The organism is Amycolatopsis sp. NPDC005003 (genome assembly GCF_053600695.1).
Genome location: NZ_JBSGAI010000004.1, coordinates 182,081 through 198,624, shown reverse-complemented (window position 1 = coordinate 198,624; position 16,544 = coordinate 182,081). Strand labels below are relative to the sequence as shown.

13 protein-coding genes and 2 tRNA genes are annotated in these 16,544 nt (G+C 70.6%); 9 read left to right on the top strand and 6 right to left on the bottom strand.

Translation table 11 applies throughout. The features are described 5' to 3' along the window. Positions 1-17: 17 nt before the first annotated feature. Complete coding sequence (locus tag ACWED2_RS06805) at positions 18-1,499, bottom strand: peptidoglycan-binding domain-containing protein (protein ID WP_449689473.1); 1,482 nt, start codon at positions 1,497-1,499, stop codon at positions 18-20. A gap of 867 nt (positions 1,500-2,366) precedes the next feature. Further along, a tRNA-Pro gene (locus ACWED2_RS06800) sits at positions 2,367-2,440 on the bottom strand. A gap of 77 nt (positions 2,441-2,517) precedes the next feature. On the opposite strand from ACWED2_RS06800, the gene ACWED2_RS06795 reads away from it, so the two are divergent. After that, positions 2,518-2,591, top strand: a tRNA-Gly gene (locus ACWED2_RS06795). Between the two features lie 6 nt (positions 2,592-2,597). Here ACWED2_RS06795 and ACWED2_RS06790 read toward each other — a convergent pair. Then, on the bottom strand, positions 2,598-7,235 hold the full coding sequence (locus ACWED2_RS06790; protein ID WP_449689472.1) for a HAMP domain-containing protein: 4,638 nt from the start codon (positions 7,233-7,235) through the stop codon (positions 2,598-2,600). Between the two features lie 139 nt (positions 7,236-7,374). On the opposite strand from ACWED2_RS06790, the gene ACWED2_RS06785 reads away from it, so the two are divergent. The 3 genes from ACWED2_RS06785 (at position 7,375) to ACWED2_RS06775 (ending at position 9,878) form a co-directional block, all read left to right on the top strand. Further along, a complete protein-coding gene (locus tag ACWED2_RS06785; RefSeq protein WP_449689471.1) occupies positions 7,375-8,955 on the top strand; it encodes a SpoIIE family protein phosphatase in 1,581 nt (526 codons plus the stop codon). An 86-nt stretch (positions 8,956-9,041) separates the two neighbouring features. After that, positions 9,042-9,584: a type 1 glutamine amidotransferase domain-containing protein gene (locus tag ACWED2_RS06780; RefSeq protein ID WP_449689470.1), complete on the top strand. Its 543-nt coding sequence runs from the start codon at positions 9,042-9,044 to the stop codon at positions 9,582-9,584. A 126-nt stretch (positions 9,585-9,710) separates the two neighbouring features. Continuing rightward, positions 9,711-9,878, top strand: coding sequence for a hypothetical protein (locus tag ACWED2_RS06775; protein ID WP_449689469.1), 168 nt, complete (start codon positions 9,711-9,713; stop codon positions 9,876-9,878). Positions 9,879-9,930: 52 nt separating this feature from the next. On the opposite strand, the gene ACWED2_RS06770 is transcribed toward ACWED2_RS06775, so the two are convergent. Then, positions 9,931-10,341 carry a hypothetical protein gene (locus ACWED2_RS06770; RefSeq protein WP_449689468.1) on the bottom strand — a complete coding sequence of 137 codons (411 nt, stop codon included), beginning with the start codon at positions 10,339-10,341 and terminating at the stop codon, positions 9,931-9,933. A gap of 143 nt (positions 10,342-10,484) precedes the next feature. On the opposite strand from ACWED2_RS06770, the gene ACWED2_RS06765 reads away from it, so the two are divergent. The 4 genes from ACWED2_RS06765 (at position 10,485) to ACWED2_RS06750 (ending at position 13,562) form a co-directional block, all read left to right on the top strand. Beyond that, the gene (locus ACWED2_RS06765) at positions 10,485-10,898 is read left to right on the top strand and encodes a helix-turn-helix domain-containing protein (RefSeq protein WP_449689582.1); all 414 of its coding nucleotides are present in this window, start codon (positions 10,485-10,487) and stop codon (positions 10,896-10,898) included. A gap of 149 nt (positions 10,899-11,047) precedes the next feature. Continuing rightward, on the top strand, positions 11,048-12,145 hold the full coding sequence (locus ACWED2_RS06760; protein ID WP_449689467.1) for a hypothetical protein: 1,098 nt from the start codon (positions 11,048-11,050) through the stop codon (positions 12,143-12,145). 238 nt (positions 12,146-12,383) lie between these two features. Next, positions 12,384-13,223, top strand: a complete 840-nt coding sequence (locus ACWED2_RS06755) for an SAM-dependent methyltransferase (RefSeq protein WP_449689466.1) — start codon at positions 12,384-12,386, stop codon at positions 13,221-13,223. 102 nt (positions 13,224-13,325) lie between these two features. After that, positions 13,326-13,562: a hypothetical protein gene (locus tag ACWED2_RS06750; RefSeq protein WP_449689465.1), complete on the top strand. Its 237-nt coding sequence runs from the start codon at positions 13,326-13,328 to the stop codon at positions 13,560-13,562. Positions 13,563-13,622: 60 nt separating this feature from the next. Here ACWED2_RS06750 and ACWED2_RS06745 read toward each other — a convergent pair whose 3' ends face one another. Continuing rightward, positions 13,623-14,456, bottom strand: coding sequence for an aldo/keto reductase (locus ACWED2_RS06745; protein ID WP_449689464.1), 834 nt, complete (start codon positions 14,454-14,456; stop codon positions 13,623-13,625). Positions 14,457-14,479: 23 nt separating this feature from the next. Further along, positions 14,480-15,664: an MFS transporter gene (locus ACWED2_RS06740; RefSeq protein ID WP_449689463.1), complete on the bottom strand. Its 1,185-nt coding sequence runs from the start codon at positions 15,662-15,664 to the stop codon at positions 14,480-14,482. 131 nt (positions 15,665-15,795) lie between these two features. Between ACWED2_RS06740 and ACWED2_RS06735 the strand changes: the two genes are divergently transcribed. Then, a complete protein-coding gene (locus ACWED2_RS06735) occupies positions 15,796-16,257 on the top strand; it encodes a MarR family winged helix-turn-helix transcriptional regulator (protein WP_449689462.1) in 462 nt (153 codons plus the stop codon). Positions 16,258-16,544: the final 287 nt, after the last annotated feature.

The following is a 16,544-nucleotide window of genomic DNA, read 5'->3' as shown; positions in this document are numbered from 1 at the left end:
GCTGGCGGCGGCCGCGTTTACAGGGCATACAGTTTGACGAACCATTCCCGGGTGCCGGCCACCGGCTGGTGGGTCATCGTCTTGGTGAAGCCGGGGAAGAAAACTTCTTCCTTCTTGCCGGTGAATGAGTTCACGACCGGATGCTTGCCGCCGGTGCAGTCGCTTTTCTCACAGGTACTCGCCTTCGGGGGCATGCTTTGCGGCGAGAACCACTTGATGGATCCGCCGGTTGTGTCTGTGGCCATTGTCTTGGCCGACAGGATGGTGGTGGCCATGGTCTTGTGGGCGGCCGAAGGCGAATGCCCGGTAGCGTCGTGAAAGAAGTCGCGCGCGTCGGCGACCTTGTTGGTGCCGAGCCGCAGCATCTGGTTGCGTACGGCCCACCCGATCGCTTCCCGCTCGTCATCGTTGGCGGTGGTGATTCCCATCTCACTTGCGATGATCTCGGCGAGCAGGTCGATGTTGGCCGTGGTGTTGTGCTTCCCGCTCCCTGCCTGCGCACGCACGTCGACGGTTACCGTCGGTGAGATGAATTCCGGGCCCGTCGCCTTCAACGACTTACCCTTGCTATCGAACGCGAAGACGACCTCCTCGACCCGGTGCCGGTATTTCCCGTCAGCCACGACAAAGGTGCCGACTTTGTTGAACAGCTTCTTCCCGTCCCACTCGCGAGTCAGCACCGATCCCTTCATGGTTATCGCTTTACGCAGTCCCAGATCCGTTCCGGCGGCCGTCTCCAGAACCGTGAAGATGGTTCGCGCCGAGGATATGGCCGGCAGGCACGTGAAGTGCACCGTGAAGAGGATCTTGTCCCCGGCCGCGGAGATCTTGGTGGCGGACGCCGTGTGCGAAGCGATGACTTTCCCAGGGGCGGTTTTGCTCGTGCACTTGCCTGTGGCCGGTGGCACCGGGCTCGGTTTGGGCTTCAGCTGGCCAAGAATCGCCAGGACCTGGGCGAGCAGCGCCGGGGGAATGAGTCCGCAGCCGGCCTGCCCCTGGGTGTCCGCCGCCGTCTGGGCGACCGGGGCGCCGTCGCGGCCCACCTGACCGAGCGCGGCCATTAGGGTGGCGCAGTCCGGCGGCTGGGCTACCTCGGGCACCCCGGCATCGACGGCGGCCCACGTCTTCGGCCCAACGATCCCGTCCGGCTCCAGCCCGTGGCCGGTCTGGAAGTTCACCACGCCATGCCTGGTCCTGGGGCCGAAGATGCTGTCCGCGGACAGGGCCGGGCTCGCGCCTTCGAGGTTCAGCTTGACCTGCAACTCGAACACCGGCAGGCCGCGCGAGCCCTGCCGTGCCGTTGGGTGCTCGGCCACAGGTGCGAGATCATCGGCAATGCGTTGCACTGCGGGGTGCTCGCGCGTCTCGATCTCCTCCGATTCGTGGCACGGACAGCGCTCGGGCGGAATGGAACCGCACCGTTGAACGGCGACCCGAGGGCGACCGGCTCGCATCAGTTGCGCCACCGCCGCGTTGCCCGCGGTTTTCTGCAACGCCACGAGACCGGTGGCAGGCACCGGCGCCGCGTCGGCACGCCAGCTTGGCCGCGGGCCATGCGTCCTGGGTCGCGGAAGCGGCTCGGCCGGGCGCTGGGTTCCGCTTACGAGCTGCGCGTATCCGCTCGTCATGCCGGACCTCCCGTGCGCTGTCGGACGTTCCAGCTCAATGCGCGAGGGCGGTCTGCGCCACGTCCGTACGTGCAGCTTTGCGGGTAGCCAATGTTGCCCGTTGCGATCGGGCCGTGACACCTCGGGGATCGGACTGACCGGCCCGAGCCCAGTCCGATGCTCGCCCATGCCAGGCTCGCCGTCTCCCGATCCCTGGCGGGCTTCGCGAGGTCGACGTCAAGTCGAGGGCTGGGCGACGCACCCTCGGCATTCCCCGGCCGCTGCTCGAACCACTGCGCAGGCACAAGGCCACCCAGGACGGGGAACGGAAGTTCGCCGGTACCGAGTGGCATGACGGCGGCTGGGTGTTCACCCAGCCCACCGGCCGGCCGATCGACCCCCGCGCCGATGCCACCGAAGTCGTCGCCGGGATCGCCGACCAGGTCGAGAGCTTCCTGCGGAGTGACGTGTCGCCGGCGTCCAAGCCGCCGGCCCCCGCGCAGCCGGACGCCGCTTCGTTGATCGCCCAGCTGCAGCGACTGCTGGGCACCGCGAAGGCGTCAACGGAAGCCGCGGCAGACAACAACGGAAGCCGCGGCAGACAACAACGGAAGCCGCGGCAGAGAAGGGGCCACGGCAGAGCTCCCAACCGCAGGCAAAGGCACCGTGGGGGGTCCGGGGGGCTCGGCCCCCCGGGTACAACAACGAAGATGAAGGGGAGGGGCGAGCGCGCCAGCGCGAGCCCACCCCTGAATCGGGTCGGGATGACAGGATTTGAACCTGCGACCCTCCGCTCCCAAAGCGGATGCGCTACCAAGCTGCGCCACATCCCGGTACACCCCGGGGGGTGTGTGATCAGCCTAGCGGGTCACGCTAAGCTAGCGACGCACCCGGGTACCTCCGGGGGCACGCGGGTGTAGCTCAATGGTAGAGCCCTAGTCTTCCAAACTAGCTACGCGGGTTCGATTCCCGTCACCCGCTCCATCAGCCTCAAGCCGGTGAGGCGGCGTCGCGGGTCGAAGCGGCGTCCGCCTCCAGCGAGGCCGCGATCACGTCCAGCAGCTTGTCCGTGTCCACCGGCTTGGTGATGTACTCGTCCGCGCCGCTCGCCAACGTCCTCGCCCGGTCCTCCGCCGTGGCCTTGGCTGTGACCGCGATCACCGGCAGGTCCGCGTTGGCCGCCTCGGCCCTGATTGCCGCGATCGTGGCGTTGCCGTCGAGTTCCGGCATCATCACGTCCATCAGCACCAGGGCCGTGTCCTCGTTGCGCTCCAGTGCCCGGATGCCGTCGACGCCCGTCTCCGCGTAGATCACCTCCAGGCCAGCCTGCTCCAGCACCGCCGCCAGGGCGAACACGTTCCGCAGGTCGTCGTCGACGATCAGGACCTTCTCGCCGTGGAAGCGCTTGGGCGTCACGTCCGGGGCCGCCACCAGGACCGTGCTCGGCACCGCGGGCAGCCTGGGTGTCGACAGCGCCGTCAGCGCCGGGTCCACCAGGTTGGCCGCCGCCACCGGGAGGTACAGCGTGAACGTCGAGCCCACGCCCGGCTCGCTCACCACGCGGAGCTCGCCGCCCAGGAGTTCCGTCAGCTGCTGGCTGATGTTGAGCCCGAGGCCCGTTCCGCCGTATTTGCGGCTCGTCGTGCCGTCCGCCTGGCGGAACGCCTCGAAGATGACCGCCAGCTTCTCCTCCGGGATGCCGATCCCGGTGTCTTCGACCGCGAAGGCGATGATGCCCGGCGCGTTCTTCAAAGACTCCTGCTCCACTTCCGCCGGGTCGGCCGCCCGGATGTGCAGGCGGACGCTGCCCTCGTCGGTGAACTTCGCCGCGTTCGACAGCAGGTTGCGGAGGATCTGCTGGAGCCGGTGCTCGTCCGTGTGGACGCTGCCCGGCACCGGCGGGTCGATGTGGACGGCGAACTCGAGGCCCTTGTCCGCGGTCAGCGGCCGGCACAGCGACTCGACGTAGTCCACCAGCTCCGGCAGCGTGATGTCGGACATCTGCATGTCCAGCCGGCCCGCCTCGACCTTGGCCAGGTCCAGGATGTCGTTGATCAGCTGCTGCAGGTCCGACCCGGCCGCGTAGATCGTCTTCGCGAACTGGATCTGCTTCTCCGTCAGGTTCCCTTCCGGGTTCTCCGACAGCAGCTTCGCCAGGATCAACGCGCTGTTCAGCGGCGTCCGCAGCTCGTGCGACATGTTCGCCATGAACTCGGTCTTGTACTGCGACGCCACCGTCAGCTGCCCGGCGCGCTCCTCCAGCTCCTGGCGCGCCTGCTCGATCTCGCTGTTCTTGACCTCGATGTCGCGGTTCTGCTGGGCCAGCAGCGCGGCCTTCTCGGCCAGCTCGGTGTTGGACCGCCGCAGCTCGCCCTGCTGGGCCTGCAGCTGCTCCGACCGGGCCCGCAGCTCCTGCGCCAGCCGCTGCGACTCGGTCAGCAGCGCCTCGGTCCGCGAGTTCGACAGGATCGTGTTCACGTTGACGCCGATGGTGTGCCGCAGCTGCTCCAGCAGGTCCTGGTGGACCGTGCTGAACTCGTTCACCGACGCCAGCTCCAGCACCCCGAGCACCTCGCCCTGGAACAGCACCGGCAGCACGATCAGGTTCACCGGCGCCGCCGAGCCGAGCCCGGACGAGATCAGCGCGTACTCCGGCGGCGCATTGTGCACCAGCACCGTGCGCTGGTCGACGGCGGCCTGGCCGATCAGCGACTCGCCCATCGCGAACCGCAGGCCCGCGCGCGACTGCGCCAGCCCGTACGCGGCGATGCATTCGAGCACCGTGCCGTCGCGGTCGTCGTCGCGGGCCAGGAAGAACGCGCCCTGCTGGGCCCGGACCAGCGGGGCCAGCTCGGACAGGATCAGCGCCGCGACCGACGCCAGGTCGCGGTGCCCCTGCATCCGCCCGGAGAGCTGCGCGAGGTTCGTCTTCAGCCAGTCCTGCTCGCGGTTGGTCCTCGTCGTCTCCTTGAGGTTCGCGATCATCTGGTTGATGTTGTCCTTGAGGTCCGCGACCTCGCCGGACGCGTCGACCGTGATGTGCCGGGTCAGGTCACCGGCTGTCACCGCCGTCGCGACCTGGGCGATCGCGCGGACCTGGGTGGTCAGGTTCCCGGCCAGCTGGTTCACGCTCTCGGTGAGCCGCTGCCAGGTACCCGACACGCCGTCGACCTCGGCCTGGCCGCCCAGCTTGCCTTCGGTGCCGACCTCGCGGGCGACACGCGTGACCTCGGAGGCGAACGCCGAGAGCTGGTCGACCATTGTGTTCATCGTGGTCTTGAGTTCGAGGATCTCGCCGCGGGCGTCGACGTCGATCTTCTTCGTCAGGTCGCCCTTCGCGACCGCCGTCGTGACCTGCGAGATGTTGCGCACCTGGCTGGTCAGGTTGTGCGCCATGAAGTTGACGTTCTCGGTCAGGTCCTTCCAGGTCCCGGCGACGCCCGGCACCCGCGCCTGACCACCGAGGATGCCTTCGGTGCCGACCTCGCGCGCCACCCGGGTGACCTCGTCGGCGAACGCGCGCAGCGTCTCGACCATCCCGTTCAGGGTCTCGGCCAGCGCCGCGACCTCGCCCTGCGCCTCGATCCGGATCTTCTTCGACAGATCGCCGTTGGCCACCGCGCTCGCCACCGTGGCGATGTTGCGCACCTGGTCGGTCAGGTTGTCGGCCATGACGTTGACGTTGTCGGTGAGGTCCTTCCACGTGCCCGCGACGCCGCGGACGCGCGCCTGACCGCCGAGGATGCCTTCGGTGCCGACCTCGCGGGCCACTCGGGTGACTTCGTCGGCGAAGGCGGACAGCTGGTCGACCATCGTGTTGAGCGTGGTCTTGAGCTCGAGGATCTCGCCGCGGGCGTCGACGGTGATCTTCTGCGTCAGGTCGCCCTTCGCCACCGCCGCCGTCACCGTCGCGATGTTGCGGACCTGGTCGGTCAGGTTGTTCGCCATCGAGTTGACGTTGTCGGTGAGGTCCTTCCAGGTCCCGGCGACGCCCGGCACGGCGGCCTGGCCGCCGAGCTTGCCTTCGGTACCGACCTCGCGCGCCACTCGGGTGACTTCGTCGGCGAACGCGGACAGCTGGTCCACCATCGTGTTCAGCGTGGTCTTGAGCTCGAGGATCTCGCCGCGGGCGTCGACGGCGATCTTCTGGGTCAGGTCGCCGCGCGCGACGGCCGTCGCGACCTGGGCGATGTTGCGCACCTGGGTGGTCAGGTTGTTCGCCATGAAGTTCACCGAGCCGGTGAGGTCGCGCCAGGTGCCGGCGACGCCGGGGACCTGCGCCTGCCCGCCCAGCTGACCCTCCGTGCCCACCTCGCGCGCCACCCGGGTGACTTCGTCGGCGAACGCGGAGAGCTGGTCCACCATGGTGTTCATGGTCGTCTTGAGCTCGAAGAACTCGCCGCGGGCGTCCACGGTGATCTTCTGGGTCAGGTCGCCCTTCGCCACCGCCGTGGTGACGTGGGAGATGTTCCGGACCTGGTCGGTGAGGTTGTCGGCCATCTGGTTGACCGAGTCGGTGAGGCTGCGCCACGTCCCGGCCGCGCCCGGCACCTCCGCCTGCCCGCCCAGCTTGCCCTCGCTGCCGACCTCGCGCGCCACCCGGGTGACTTCGCCGGCGAACGCCGAGAGCTGGTCGACCATCGTGTTCAGCGTGTTCTTCAGCTGCAGGATCTCGCCGCGGGCGTCGACGTCGATCTTCTTCGTCAGGTCGCCGTTGGCCACCGCGGTCGCCACCTGGGAGATCCCGCGGACCTGGTCGGTGAGGTTGTCGGCCATCAGGTTGACCGAGTCGGTGAGGTCGCGCCACGTCCCGGCGACGCCCGGCACCTGGGCCTGGCCGCCGAGCTTGCCGTCCGAACCGACCTCGCGCGAGACGCGGGTGACCTCGTCGGCGAACGCGGAGAGCTGGTCGACCATCGTGTTGATGGTGTTCTTGAGCTCGAGGATCTCGCCGCGGGCGTCGACGTTGATCTTCTGGGTCAGGTCGCCGCGCGCGACGGCGGTGGTCACCTGGGCGATGTTGCGGACCTGCTCGGTGAGGTTGTCGGCCATGAAGTTGACCGAGTCGGTCAGGTCGCGCCAGGTGCCCGACACGCCCGGGACGACCGCCTGGCCGCCGAGACGTCCCTCACCCGCGATTTCGCGGGAGAGCCTCGTCACTTCGGCGGCGAACCGCGACAGCTGCGCGATGAGGCCGTTGACCGTCTTCGCCAGCGTGGCGTACGCGCCTTGGAGCGGGCGCCCGTCGAGGGTGAGCGTCATCGGCTGGGACAGGTCGCCGTCGGCGACCCCGCCGAGCACGCGTTCCAGCTCGATCGCCGGCCGGGTGAGGTCCTCGACCAGGCCGTTCACCGCGTCGACGGCGGTGGTCCAGCCGCCGGGGCCGACCTGGCCTTCGAGCCGTTCGCTGAGCCGGCCTTCCTGCCCGACGGCCGAGCGGACCCGCAGCAGCTCGCTGACCAGCCGCTGGTTGCGCTCGGCGATGTCGTTGAACGCGACGGCGAGCTGCGCCGAGATGCCGTCGCCGTGCGGAACGAGCCGCCTGCGGAAGTTGCCGTCCCCGAGATCCCGCACCGCGACCAGCACCCGCTCCAGCGCGGCCGCTTCGCTCTGGGATTCCGTTGTCATGTGTGCCGACCCTCTCCACCACGCATGCGCCAGCCATGGTCGTCGACCCAGCGTGCCATGCTTCGCCCTACACTTCGAGCCAGCCCGCCCGCTCACGCGGTAGCCGTGCGACAGCAGTCCGGAGGCAGGAGGTCCGTGCATGGTGTCACGTCCGGCCCCGGCCTCGACGGCCCTGCCGCCGATGCCCGGTGACGGCGGGCCGCCTGGCATCGACGCCTTCGCGCGGGCGGCCCTCGAGGATGTGCGCGACGCGGTGTTCCTGCAGGACGACGCCGGGGCGGTGCGCTGGGCGAACCCGGCGGCGCGGGCGCTGGCCGGTGACGCCGAGCCGCAGCTGCCGGCGGCCGCGCCCGCCCTGGCCGGGACCGCCGCCGGCCAGGTGGCCGGGCACGTCGAGCTGAACGGCCACCGTCACCCGGCGCGGATCCGGGCCCTGCCCGGCGGCTGGCACGCCTGGACCGTCCTCGCGGACGACGTCCCGCAGCGGCACGTGGGCGAGTTCCTGGCCGGGGCCGCCCCCCGGCTCGCCGCCGCACGCGGGCGCCACGGCACTGCCCGGGTGATCGCCGAGCTGGCCGCGTCCGCGCTGGCCGAAACCGTCTTCGTGCTGCTGCCGACCACCCGCGGCCGGTGGGAGTGGTGGAGCTGCGAGCGGCCCGCCGCGCAGGGCCACGGCCGGATCCGGCGGGTGCCGGCCCAGGTCGCGCCGGTGCTGGCGGCGACGTTCGGGGCCACCGGGCCGCCCCAGCAGGCGCCGGTGCCCGCGCCGGAGGTCGCCACGCTGCCGTCGGTGGTCGCCGACCGGTTCGCCGGGCACACCGACGTCTCGGTCGTCTCGCTCGGGCCGAGCGCGAGCGCCGGGGTCACCGGCGCCCTGCTGCTGGGCCGCCGCGGCGACGCCGAGTTCGGCGCCGGGCAGTCCCGCGCGGTGGCCGAGTTCGCCGTGGCGGCCGGGACGGCGCTGGCCAACGCCCAGCGTTACGCCCGGCAGGAAGAGGCGACCCGCGGCCTGGAGACGACGCTGCGCCCGGTCGACCCGCCGGACCTCGACGGCGCCCGGTTCGAGACCTGGTACGAGCCGGCGGGCGGGGTGCTCACCGTCGGCGGCGACTTCTTCGACGTCCTGCCGCACGAAGACGGCAGCGCCTTCCTGGTGCTCGGCGACGTCTGCGGCAAGGGCCCCGAGGCCGCGGCGCTGACCGGCCGGGTCCGGCACGCACTGACCGCGCTCGCCATGGTCGAACGCGACGGCCGCACGCTGCTGCGGCTGCTCAACGAACTGCTCATCGCCGGCGGCAGCAGCCGGTTCGCCACCCTCGTGCTGGGCACGGCCCGGCCGTCCGGCGGCGGCGTCGGCCTGACGCTGGCCTCCGGCGGTCACCCGGCGCCGCTGATCGTCCGCCGCTCGGGCGTGGTCGAGGAGGTCACGGTGCCGGGCACGCTGGTCGGCATCTCGCCGCAAGCCCGGTTCGCCGAGGCCGAGGTCCGGCTGGAACGCGGGGACGTCTGTCTGCTGTACACCGACGGCATCACCGAAGCCCGCAACCGGCACGACCAATCGGAACTCTTCGGAGACGACCGGCTACGAGCGGTGCTCGCGGCTGCGGCGGGGGAGCCCGCCCGGGAGGTCGTGCGGCAGCTGCGTCAGTCCGTTCGCGACTGGCTCGGCAGCTCCGCACACGACGATATCGCTGTGCTCGCCGTGGAATGTGCGGACTGATTGCACTGTCCACTGTGGACTTGGTTTGACGCACTGGCGAGGGGGTAATTACCCCGGTGCACTCAGTTTTCCGACGGAGGAGCCCCATGGCGAACGCATTGCAAGGACGCCGGGTCGCGATCCTGGCCGCGGACGGCGTCGAACAGGTCGAGCTGGAAAAGCCGCGCCAGGCCGTCCTCGACGAGGGCGCGACGGTCGAGCTGGTTTCCCTGGAGACCGGCGAGATCCAGGCGATGAACGGCGACATCGACAAGGGTGACCGGTTCGCGGTGGACCGGAAGGTCGCCGACGTCGAAATCGGTGACTTCGACGCGCTGCTGCTGCCCGGCGGCACGATGAACCCCGACCACCTGCGCACGGACCCCGCCGCGGTCCGGTTCGTCGGCGACTTCGTGCGCGCCGGCAAGCCGGTCGGGGTGATCTGCCACGGTCCGTGGACGCTCGTCGAAGCGGATGTCGTGCGTGGTCGCACGCTGACGTCGTACCCGAGCGTCCGGACGGATCTGCGTAACGCCGGTGCCACCGTTGTCGACGAAGAGGTTGTCGTGGACAACGGACTGGTTTCCAGCCGCAATCCGGACGACCTGCCGGCTTTCTGCCAGGCGGTCGTGCGGGAGTTCGCGGCCTAACCGTTGCCCTGCAGGAACTTCACCCGTTCGTGTCTGTTAAGTCCCGCTTAAATCTGTTGGCGTTCGGCGCTCCCGCGGAGGACGCTGATGGTGTCGAGGATCGCCCGTGGAGAGGAGGTGGACGCGATGACTGTGCACGCAAGGCGCTACGGCCGCTGGTGCCGTGAACACTTCGACGCGATCGCCGCCGAGGGCGTTCCCGCTCCCCGCGGTGGCGAGCCCGCCGAGCAGGCCCTGCCCGAACCCGAGCCGGAGCCCGTTCAACCGGTGGCCGAACAGCCGCAACGCCGATGACCACGAAAGAAGGCCTCCCCGGGTTCGGGGAGGCCTTCTTTCGCGCCGCCGGTCAGCGGTAGCTGCGCCGGTACCAGACGCGCCGCGGGCCCGGCACGCCGATCCGGGTGATGACGTCGGTGAGGATGGCGCCGATGATCAGCCAGAGGACGGCGGCGAGGCCGTCGTTGAGGAACGTCCGCAGCCCCTCCGAATCCGGCGTGAAGAGGTTCCGCAGGCCGAGCGACACGCCCGCCGACCACTCGGAGATCAGGTGGGCGAAGCCGTTCGCCGAATTCGCCCCGCCCAGCACCAGCACGATGTGCACGGCCAGGACCAGTGCGAACACCGCGCAGACCAGGTGGATGAGGGCGTTGACCGTGCGCACGGCCCGGATGCGCGGGTGGGTGCGCTCCACGATCTCTTCGGTGGGTGCGGGCTCGTACGGCGTTCCGTACGGCTCCGGGGGTGGGGGATACGGCATCGTCGCGTCCCTTCGACTGTCCGATGTGGACGTATCTGGGCGGGCAGGAACAACACTTCGGAATACCCGTCACCCGGGTGAGCGAACCGCCTACTCCGCAAACTTCCTCGTTGAGGGAGCGATAGGGTATTTTGCGTAAGGTGATGGCGCTGGACGTCTTCTCCGCCGAGCAGGTCGCCGCGAAGCTCGGCCTGCACGTGCGGACGGTCCGCAACTATGTGCGGGACGGGCGGCTGAAGGCGGTCCGGATCGGCAAGCAGTACCGGATCACGGCCGAGGACCTGGCGGCCTTCACCGGGCTGCCGGTGGCCGAGCGGGCCGCGGAGCTGTCGGGGGTCGTCGAGATCGCCGGCGTCGACCGGGCGGCGGCCGACCGGATCGCGACCATGGTCGCGGCCTCGGTGAACGGGCCGCGCGACGGGGGCGAGCGGCCCCTGCGCGTGGAAACGATCCACGACGGGGAACGCGCCACCATGAAGATCATCGTGCTCGGCGACCTGGCCGCGGGCGCCGACCTGCTGCGCCGGGTCGCCTCGGTCGCGGAGAACCCGGCCTGACCGCGATCCACCGGTCGGCCCCCGCCTTGAGCGACGTATGGTTCATGGCCGACCTCCCCGACACCCGGCCGGCCGCACGGCACTGAGCCGGGCGGCGCAACTCGCGCGTGGGTGGGCAACCCCGGTCCCGCGCAGGGCGTCAGGTGATCATGAGAACTCCCCGGCGCGGTGCGCTGCTGGTGTCCGTCCTCGCCCTGCTGGCCGCGTTCGCCTCGCCCGCGACAGCGGAAGCCCTGATCCCGCCGGGCTTCCAGCCCGCCTCGACGAGCTGGACCGGCCCGGACACCGGGTACGTCCTGGGGTACTCGCCGTGCGGGCAGTCGTGGTGCCCGGCGCTGCTGGGCACCACCGACGCCGGACGGCACTGGCGGCGGCTGGGCGCGCCGCCGGTCGCCTTGCCGGACAACCACAACCACGTGGCGCTGCGGTTCTTCGGCAACCGCGTCGCCTACGTCAGCGACGGCGTCCACGTGCGCACGACCCGCGACGGCGGCGCCACCTGGCAGCCGGTCGTCCTCGCCGGTGCACAGGAGCCGTACTACCTGTCGAAGATCGCCGAAACCGGTGGGCGCGTCTACGCCGTGCTGACCACCTACGGCGAGGGCCGCGGCTCGACCCGGCTGTACTCGGCGACCGCCGGCTCGCCGGTGCTGGCCCCGGTGCCCGGCTTCGCGGTCACCGGCGGCCTCACCTACGGCGACCTGGCCGTCGGCGGTGGCCTGCAGGTCGCGCTCGGCGCGGACTACGGCACCGAGCAGTACTGGACTTCCCGCGACGGCGCCCGGTTCACGGCGGCGGACGGGCCGTGCCCGGAAGGCGAGGTCGCCTCGCTCGCCGGGGTCCGCGAGCAGCAGGTCGTGGCGTTGTGCAGCGGCAGCCCGGGCTCGCCGCAGCCGGGCTCCACCGAGCGGCAGCTGCGCCACGCCCCGCAGCTCGGCGCACGGTTCAGCGGGGAAGAGGTGGCGCCGTTCGCCGGCATCAACCAGGGCTTCGCCGCGGCCTCACCGGCATCGGCGACGGTCGCGGCCGTGGGCGGCGGAGTGGGCTTCCTGCACCACACGTCCGACGGCGGCCGCACCTGGACGACGACCGAGCTGCCCGACCGCGGCTTCGCGTTGACCGACCTCGACTTCCCCGGCGGCGCGACCGGGGTGGTCGTCGACGGCCAGCCGGACGCGTTCGGCGGCTCCGCGGTGTACCGGACCACGGACGGGGGAAGGACGTGGGGGGAGCTTCGGTTCGGGTAGTGGGGCCCTCCGCGGTGACCGCGGTTTGTGGTTCGGCGGCTCCACGGTGTACCGGACCACGGACGGGGGAAAGTCTTGGCGCGAGCCCCGTTTCGGGTAGTTATCCCTGGCAGGCAAGGCCCTTGTGCCGGTTCACTTGGTGCACCCCATGTCGTAATCTGAGCACTGTCCGTTGCCGGACAGGGTGAGCGAACCCGGGCAGGGGTGTCGCCGCCACGCGCAGAGTGGAGAACAGCGGATGACGCCTGGCGACCTGCGGTCCGGGACCGAGGGCGGTGCGGCCTCCCTCGATTTCAGCAAGGCGAGCCTGGCCCGGTTGTCCGACGCGCTCCTCGGCGGGCACGACCACTACGAGGTCGACCGCGAAGCGATGCGGCGGCTGCTGGCCATCGCACCCGGCGCCCGGGCGATGGCGAAGGAGCACCGCGACTGGCTGGTGCGCGCGGTGCGGTTCCTCGCCGGCAAACGCGGCATCGACCAGTTCCTCGACCTGGGTTCCGGCATGCCCACCGCGGAAAACACCCACGAGGTGGCCCAGCGGTACAACCCGGACGCGCAGGTGGTGTACGTCGACAACGACCCGGTCGTGCAGGTGCACGGCCGGGCGCTGCTCGAGGAGAACTACCTGACCCACGTCACCGGCGCCGACCTGACGCGCCCGGCCGAGACCCTCGCCGACGAGGTCGTCAAGGAGTACCTCGACTTCACCCGGCCGGTGGCGCTGATCCTCACCTCGATCGTGCACCACATCGACGACTACGACCGCGCGAAGGCGATCGTCGCGGAGTACGTCGACGCGCTCGCACCCGGGTCGTTCCTGCTGCTCACGCACAACTTCGACCCGGAAGAGGACTCGCCGCGCCAGGAGCTGGCGCGGCTGCTCGAGACCAGTTTCCAGGGCACCGGCCTGGGCAGCGTGTACCGCACCCGCGAGCAGATCGCGGGGTTCTTCGACGGCACCGAGCTGCTTCGGCCCGGGCTGGTCTACCTGCACGAATGGTGGCCGGACGGCCCGCGGCTGCACCCACTGGGCGAGCTCAACTTCCTGACCTTGGGCGGAGTCGCCCGCAAGCAGTGACCGGCCGAAGCCGTCGAATTCACTCGTTCGGGAGACACGCGCGCCCGGTTCGTGATTGTTTGTCCGCGTACGTGTTCCGAGAACCAAACGGGGGACAGACGAGTGAAGAAGTTCGCGGCAGCCGCCGCCGTCGTGGGCGCGCTGGCGTCAACGGTCGTGTTCGCGCCGCCGGCCAGCGCGGGGGACAGCCAGATCATGAAGTACCAGTGGAGCTACCCGGCGGCCTACGAGTACGACTGCTACTCCGACGGCCAGTGGTACGTGCAGACCGGCGGGTTCGTGCGCTTCGAGTGCCGGCCCACCACCTGGACGTGGGAGCTGTGGGCCGTCACGCGGTAAGGACGGCGTCGTAACGGCCCCTCGAGGGACTCCGTGAGTCCCTCGAGGGGCTTTGCCGGGTCAGGCGGCGTTGAAGGTGTCGGGGTCCGGGCCGGTGCGCTCACCGCGGTCCAGCGGGGTCAGCGACTCCATCTCCTCCTCCGTGAGGGTGAACCCGAACAGGTCGAAGTTCTCCTCGATCCGGGACGGCGTGACCGACTTCGGGATCACCACGTTGCCGAGCTGCAGGTGCCAGCGGAGCACGATCTGGGCGGGCGTGCGGCTGTGCTTCACCGCGAGTTCCGCGATCACCGGGTCGCCGAGCAGGCTGCCGCCCTTGGCGAGCGGGCTCCACGCCTCGGTCGCGATGCCGTGCTTGGCGTCGAATTCGCGGAGTTCGCGCTGCTGCAGGTACGGGTGCAGCTCCACCTGGTTGACCGTGGGGGCGACTTCGGCGGCGTCGAGCAGGCGCTCGAGGTGCGCCGGCTGGAAGTTGGAGACGCCGATCGCGCGGACCCGGCCGTCGGCGTACAGCTTCTCGAACGCCTTCCAGGTGTCGAGGTACTTGTCGCGCTTGGGCGTCGGCCAGTGGATCAGGTAGAGGTCCAGCTGCTCCAGGCCGAGCTTGGCCATGCTCGCGTCGAACGCCTTGAGCGTCGAGTCGTAGCCCTGGGCCGAGTTCCACAGCTTCGTGGTGACGAACAGCTCGTCGCGGGCGATGCCGGACTCGGCGATCGCCTGGCCGACGCCCTTTTCGTTGCCGTAGACGGCGGCGGTGTCGATGCTGCGGTAGCCCGCGTCGAGAGCGGCTTTCACGGCGGTGGCGGTCTCGTCGTCCGGGACCTGGAACACGCCGTAGCCGAGTTGCGGCATCCGGACGCCGTTGGTGAGTTCGATGACGGGCACGCTGGTCACGAGGGGTCCTTTCGGTGGGTGGTTCATCGGGCGAGTACCCGCTCCCCGGCTTCGAAACTAGCCGGAGTCCTGCGGTCGAGCAGTCCGGAGCCGAGCGCCACGGCGAGGCCCGCCGCGGCGAGCGCGGCGCCGATCCAGTTGGGCGCCGTGTAGCCGAGGCCGGCGTCGATGGCCTGGCCGCCGAGCCACGCGCCGCCGGCGTTGCCGAGGTTGAACGCGGCGATGTTCGCCGCCGACGCGAGCGCCGGGGCGCCCTCGGCCTTGGCCAGCACGCGGGCCTGCAGCGGCGGCACGGTGGCGAAGCCGGCCGCGCCGAACAGCACGATCGTGATCGCCGCGGGCACCTTCGCGTGCGCGGTGAACACGAACGCCACGAGCACGATCGCCAACGCGGCGAGGATGACGTAGAGACTGGGCATCAGCTTGCGGTCCGCGGCCTTGCCGCCGAGCAGGTTGCCGGCGAACAGGCCGGCGCCGAAGAGCACGAGCAGCCAGGTGACGGCGCCGCCGGAGAAGCCGGCGACCTCGGTCATCATCGGGGCGATGTAGGTGAACGACGCGAACACCCCGGCGAAGCCGAGCGCGGTCATCACCAGCGCGAGCCACACTTGCGGGCGGCGGAACACGGCGAGTTCGCCGCGCAGGCCCGCGCCCGGGTCCGGTTCCTGGTGCGGCACCAGCGCGAGGATGCCGATCGCCCCGGCGACGCCGAGCGCGCTGACCACCCAGAACGTCGAGCGCCAGCCGAAGGCCTGGCCGAGCGCGGTGCCGGCGGGCACGCCGAGCACGTTCGCCACGGTCAGCCCGGTGAACATCAGCGCGATGGCGCCGGCCTGCTTGGCCGGGGCGACCAGCGACGCGGCGACGACCGAGCCGACGCCGAAGAACGCGCCGTGGCTCAGCGCGGCGACGACCCGGCCGGTCATCAGCAGGCCGTAGCTCGGGGCGAGCGCGGAGAGCACGTTGCCCGCGATGAACAGGCCCATCAGGGCGACCAGCACGGTCTTGCGCGGCACCCGCGAGGCCAGTGCGGTGAGCACGGGGGCACCGACGACGACGCCGAGCGCGTAGCCGGAGATGAGCAGGCCTGCGGACGGGATCGAGACGCCGAAATCGCCCGCGACCTCGGGCAGCAGGCCCATGATCACGAACTCGGTGGTGCCGATCCCGAAGGCGCTGATCGCCAGTGCGAGCAGAGCGGCGGGCATGGAACTTCCTTCTTCCCGGAGTAGAATGAGGGCGTTGGCAACTACAAGCGTCCGAGATAGTTGCAGACGCCGTATATTGCACAAGCCTGCGACTTGGCGGGCGGTCCGCGCAAGCCGAAGAGGGGTGAACCGTGTCACTGGACGACGACGCCGTCGAAGCACGCGCGCAGGGCTGGCGGACGCTGGCCGCGCTCCACGCGCGGATCGAGGACCGGCTGCAGCGCGCGCTCGAGCGCGACCACGAGCTGTCGGTGAGCGAGTACACGGTGCTGGACGTGCTGGCCCGCCAGGACGGCTTCCACCTGCGGATGAACCAGCTCGCGAACGCGGTGGTCCTCAGCCAGTCCGCGACGACGCGCCTGGTCGCGCGGCTGGAGGGCCGGGGGCTGCTCGCCCGGTACCTGTGCGCGGACGACCGCCGCGGGATCTACACGGAGGTGACGCCGGCGGGCCAGGCGTTGCTGACGGCGGCCCGCCCGACGCACGACACGGCGTTGGCCGAGGCGCTGGCGGAGGCGGAGACGCGGCCGGAGCTGGCCCCGCTGGTGGGGGCGCTCGGTGCGCTCAGTTTCCGCGGGACGGCTTCCGCCTGACGGGCTGGAGCTCGTCTTCCGGGGTCCGCTTCGGCCTGGCGGGTTACCGCTGTGCGAGAACCGATCCGGCGTCCCGCGATCAGCCGGACAGCGGCGCCCTGTCTGCCAGATTGTCCGGACCAAGCGTCCCGGTTTGGGAGTTTCTGCCGGTATCGTGAAACCGGGGGGCCGGCACCGTCGGCCGTGAAGTTCCTGCCAGGCAACAGAACCCAGTACCGCCGCGCCGGGCCGGCGCGTGATCTCTCGCTGTGTGGACCCGCGTCAGGGCCGGCGCGGGTTGGACCGGG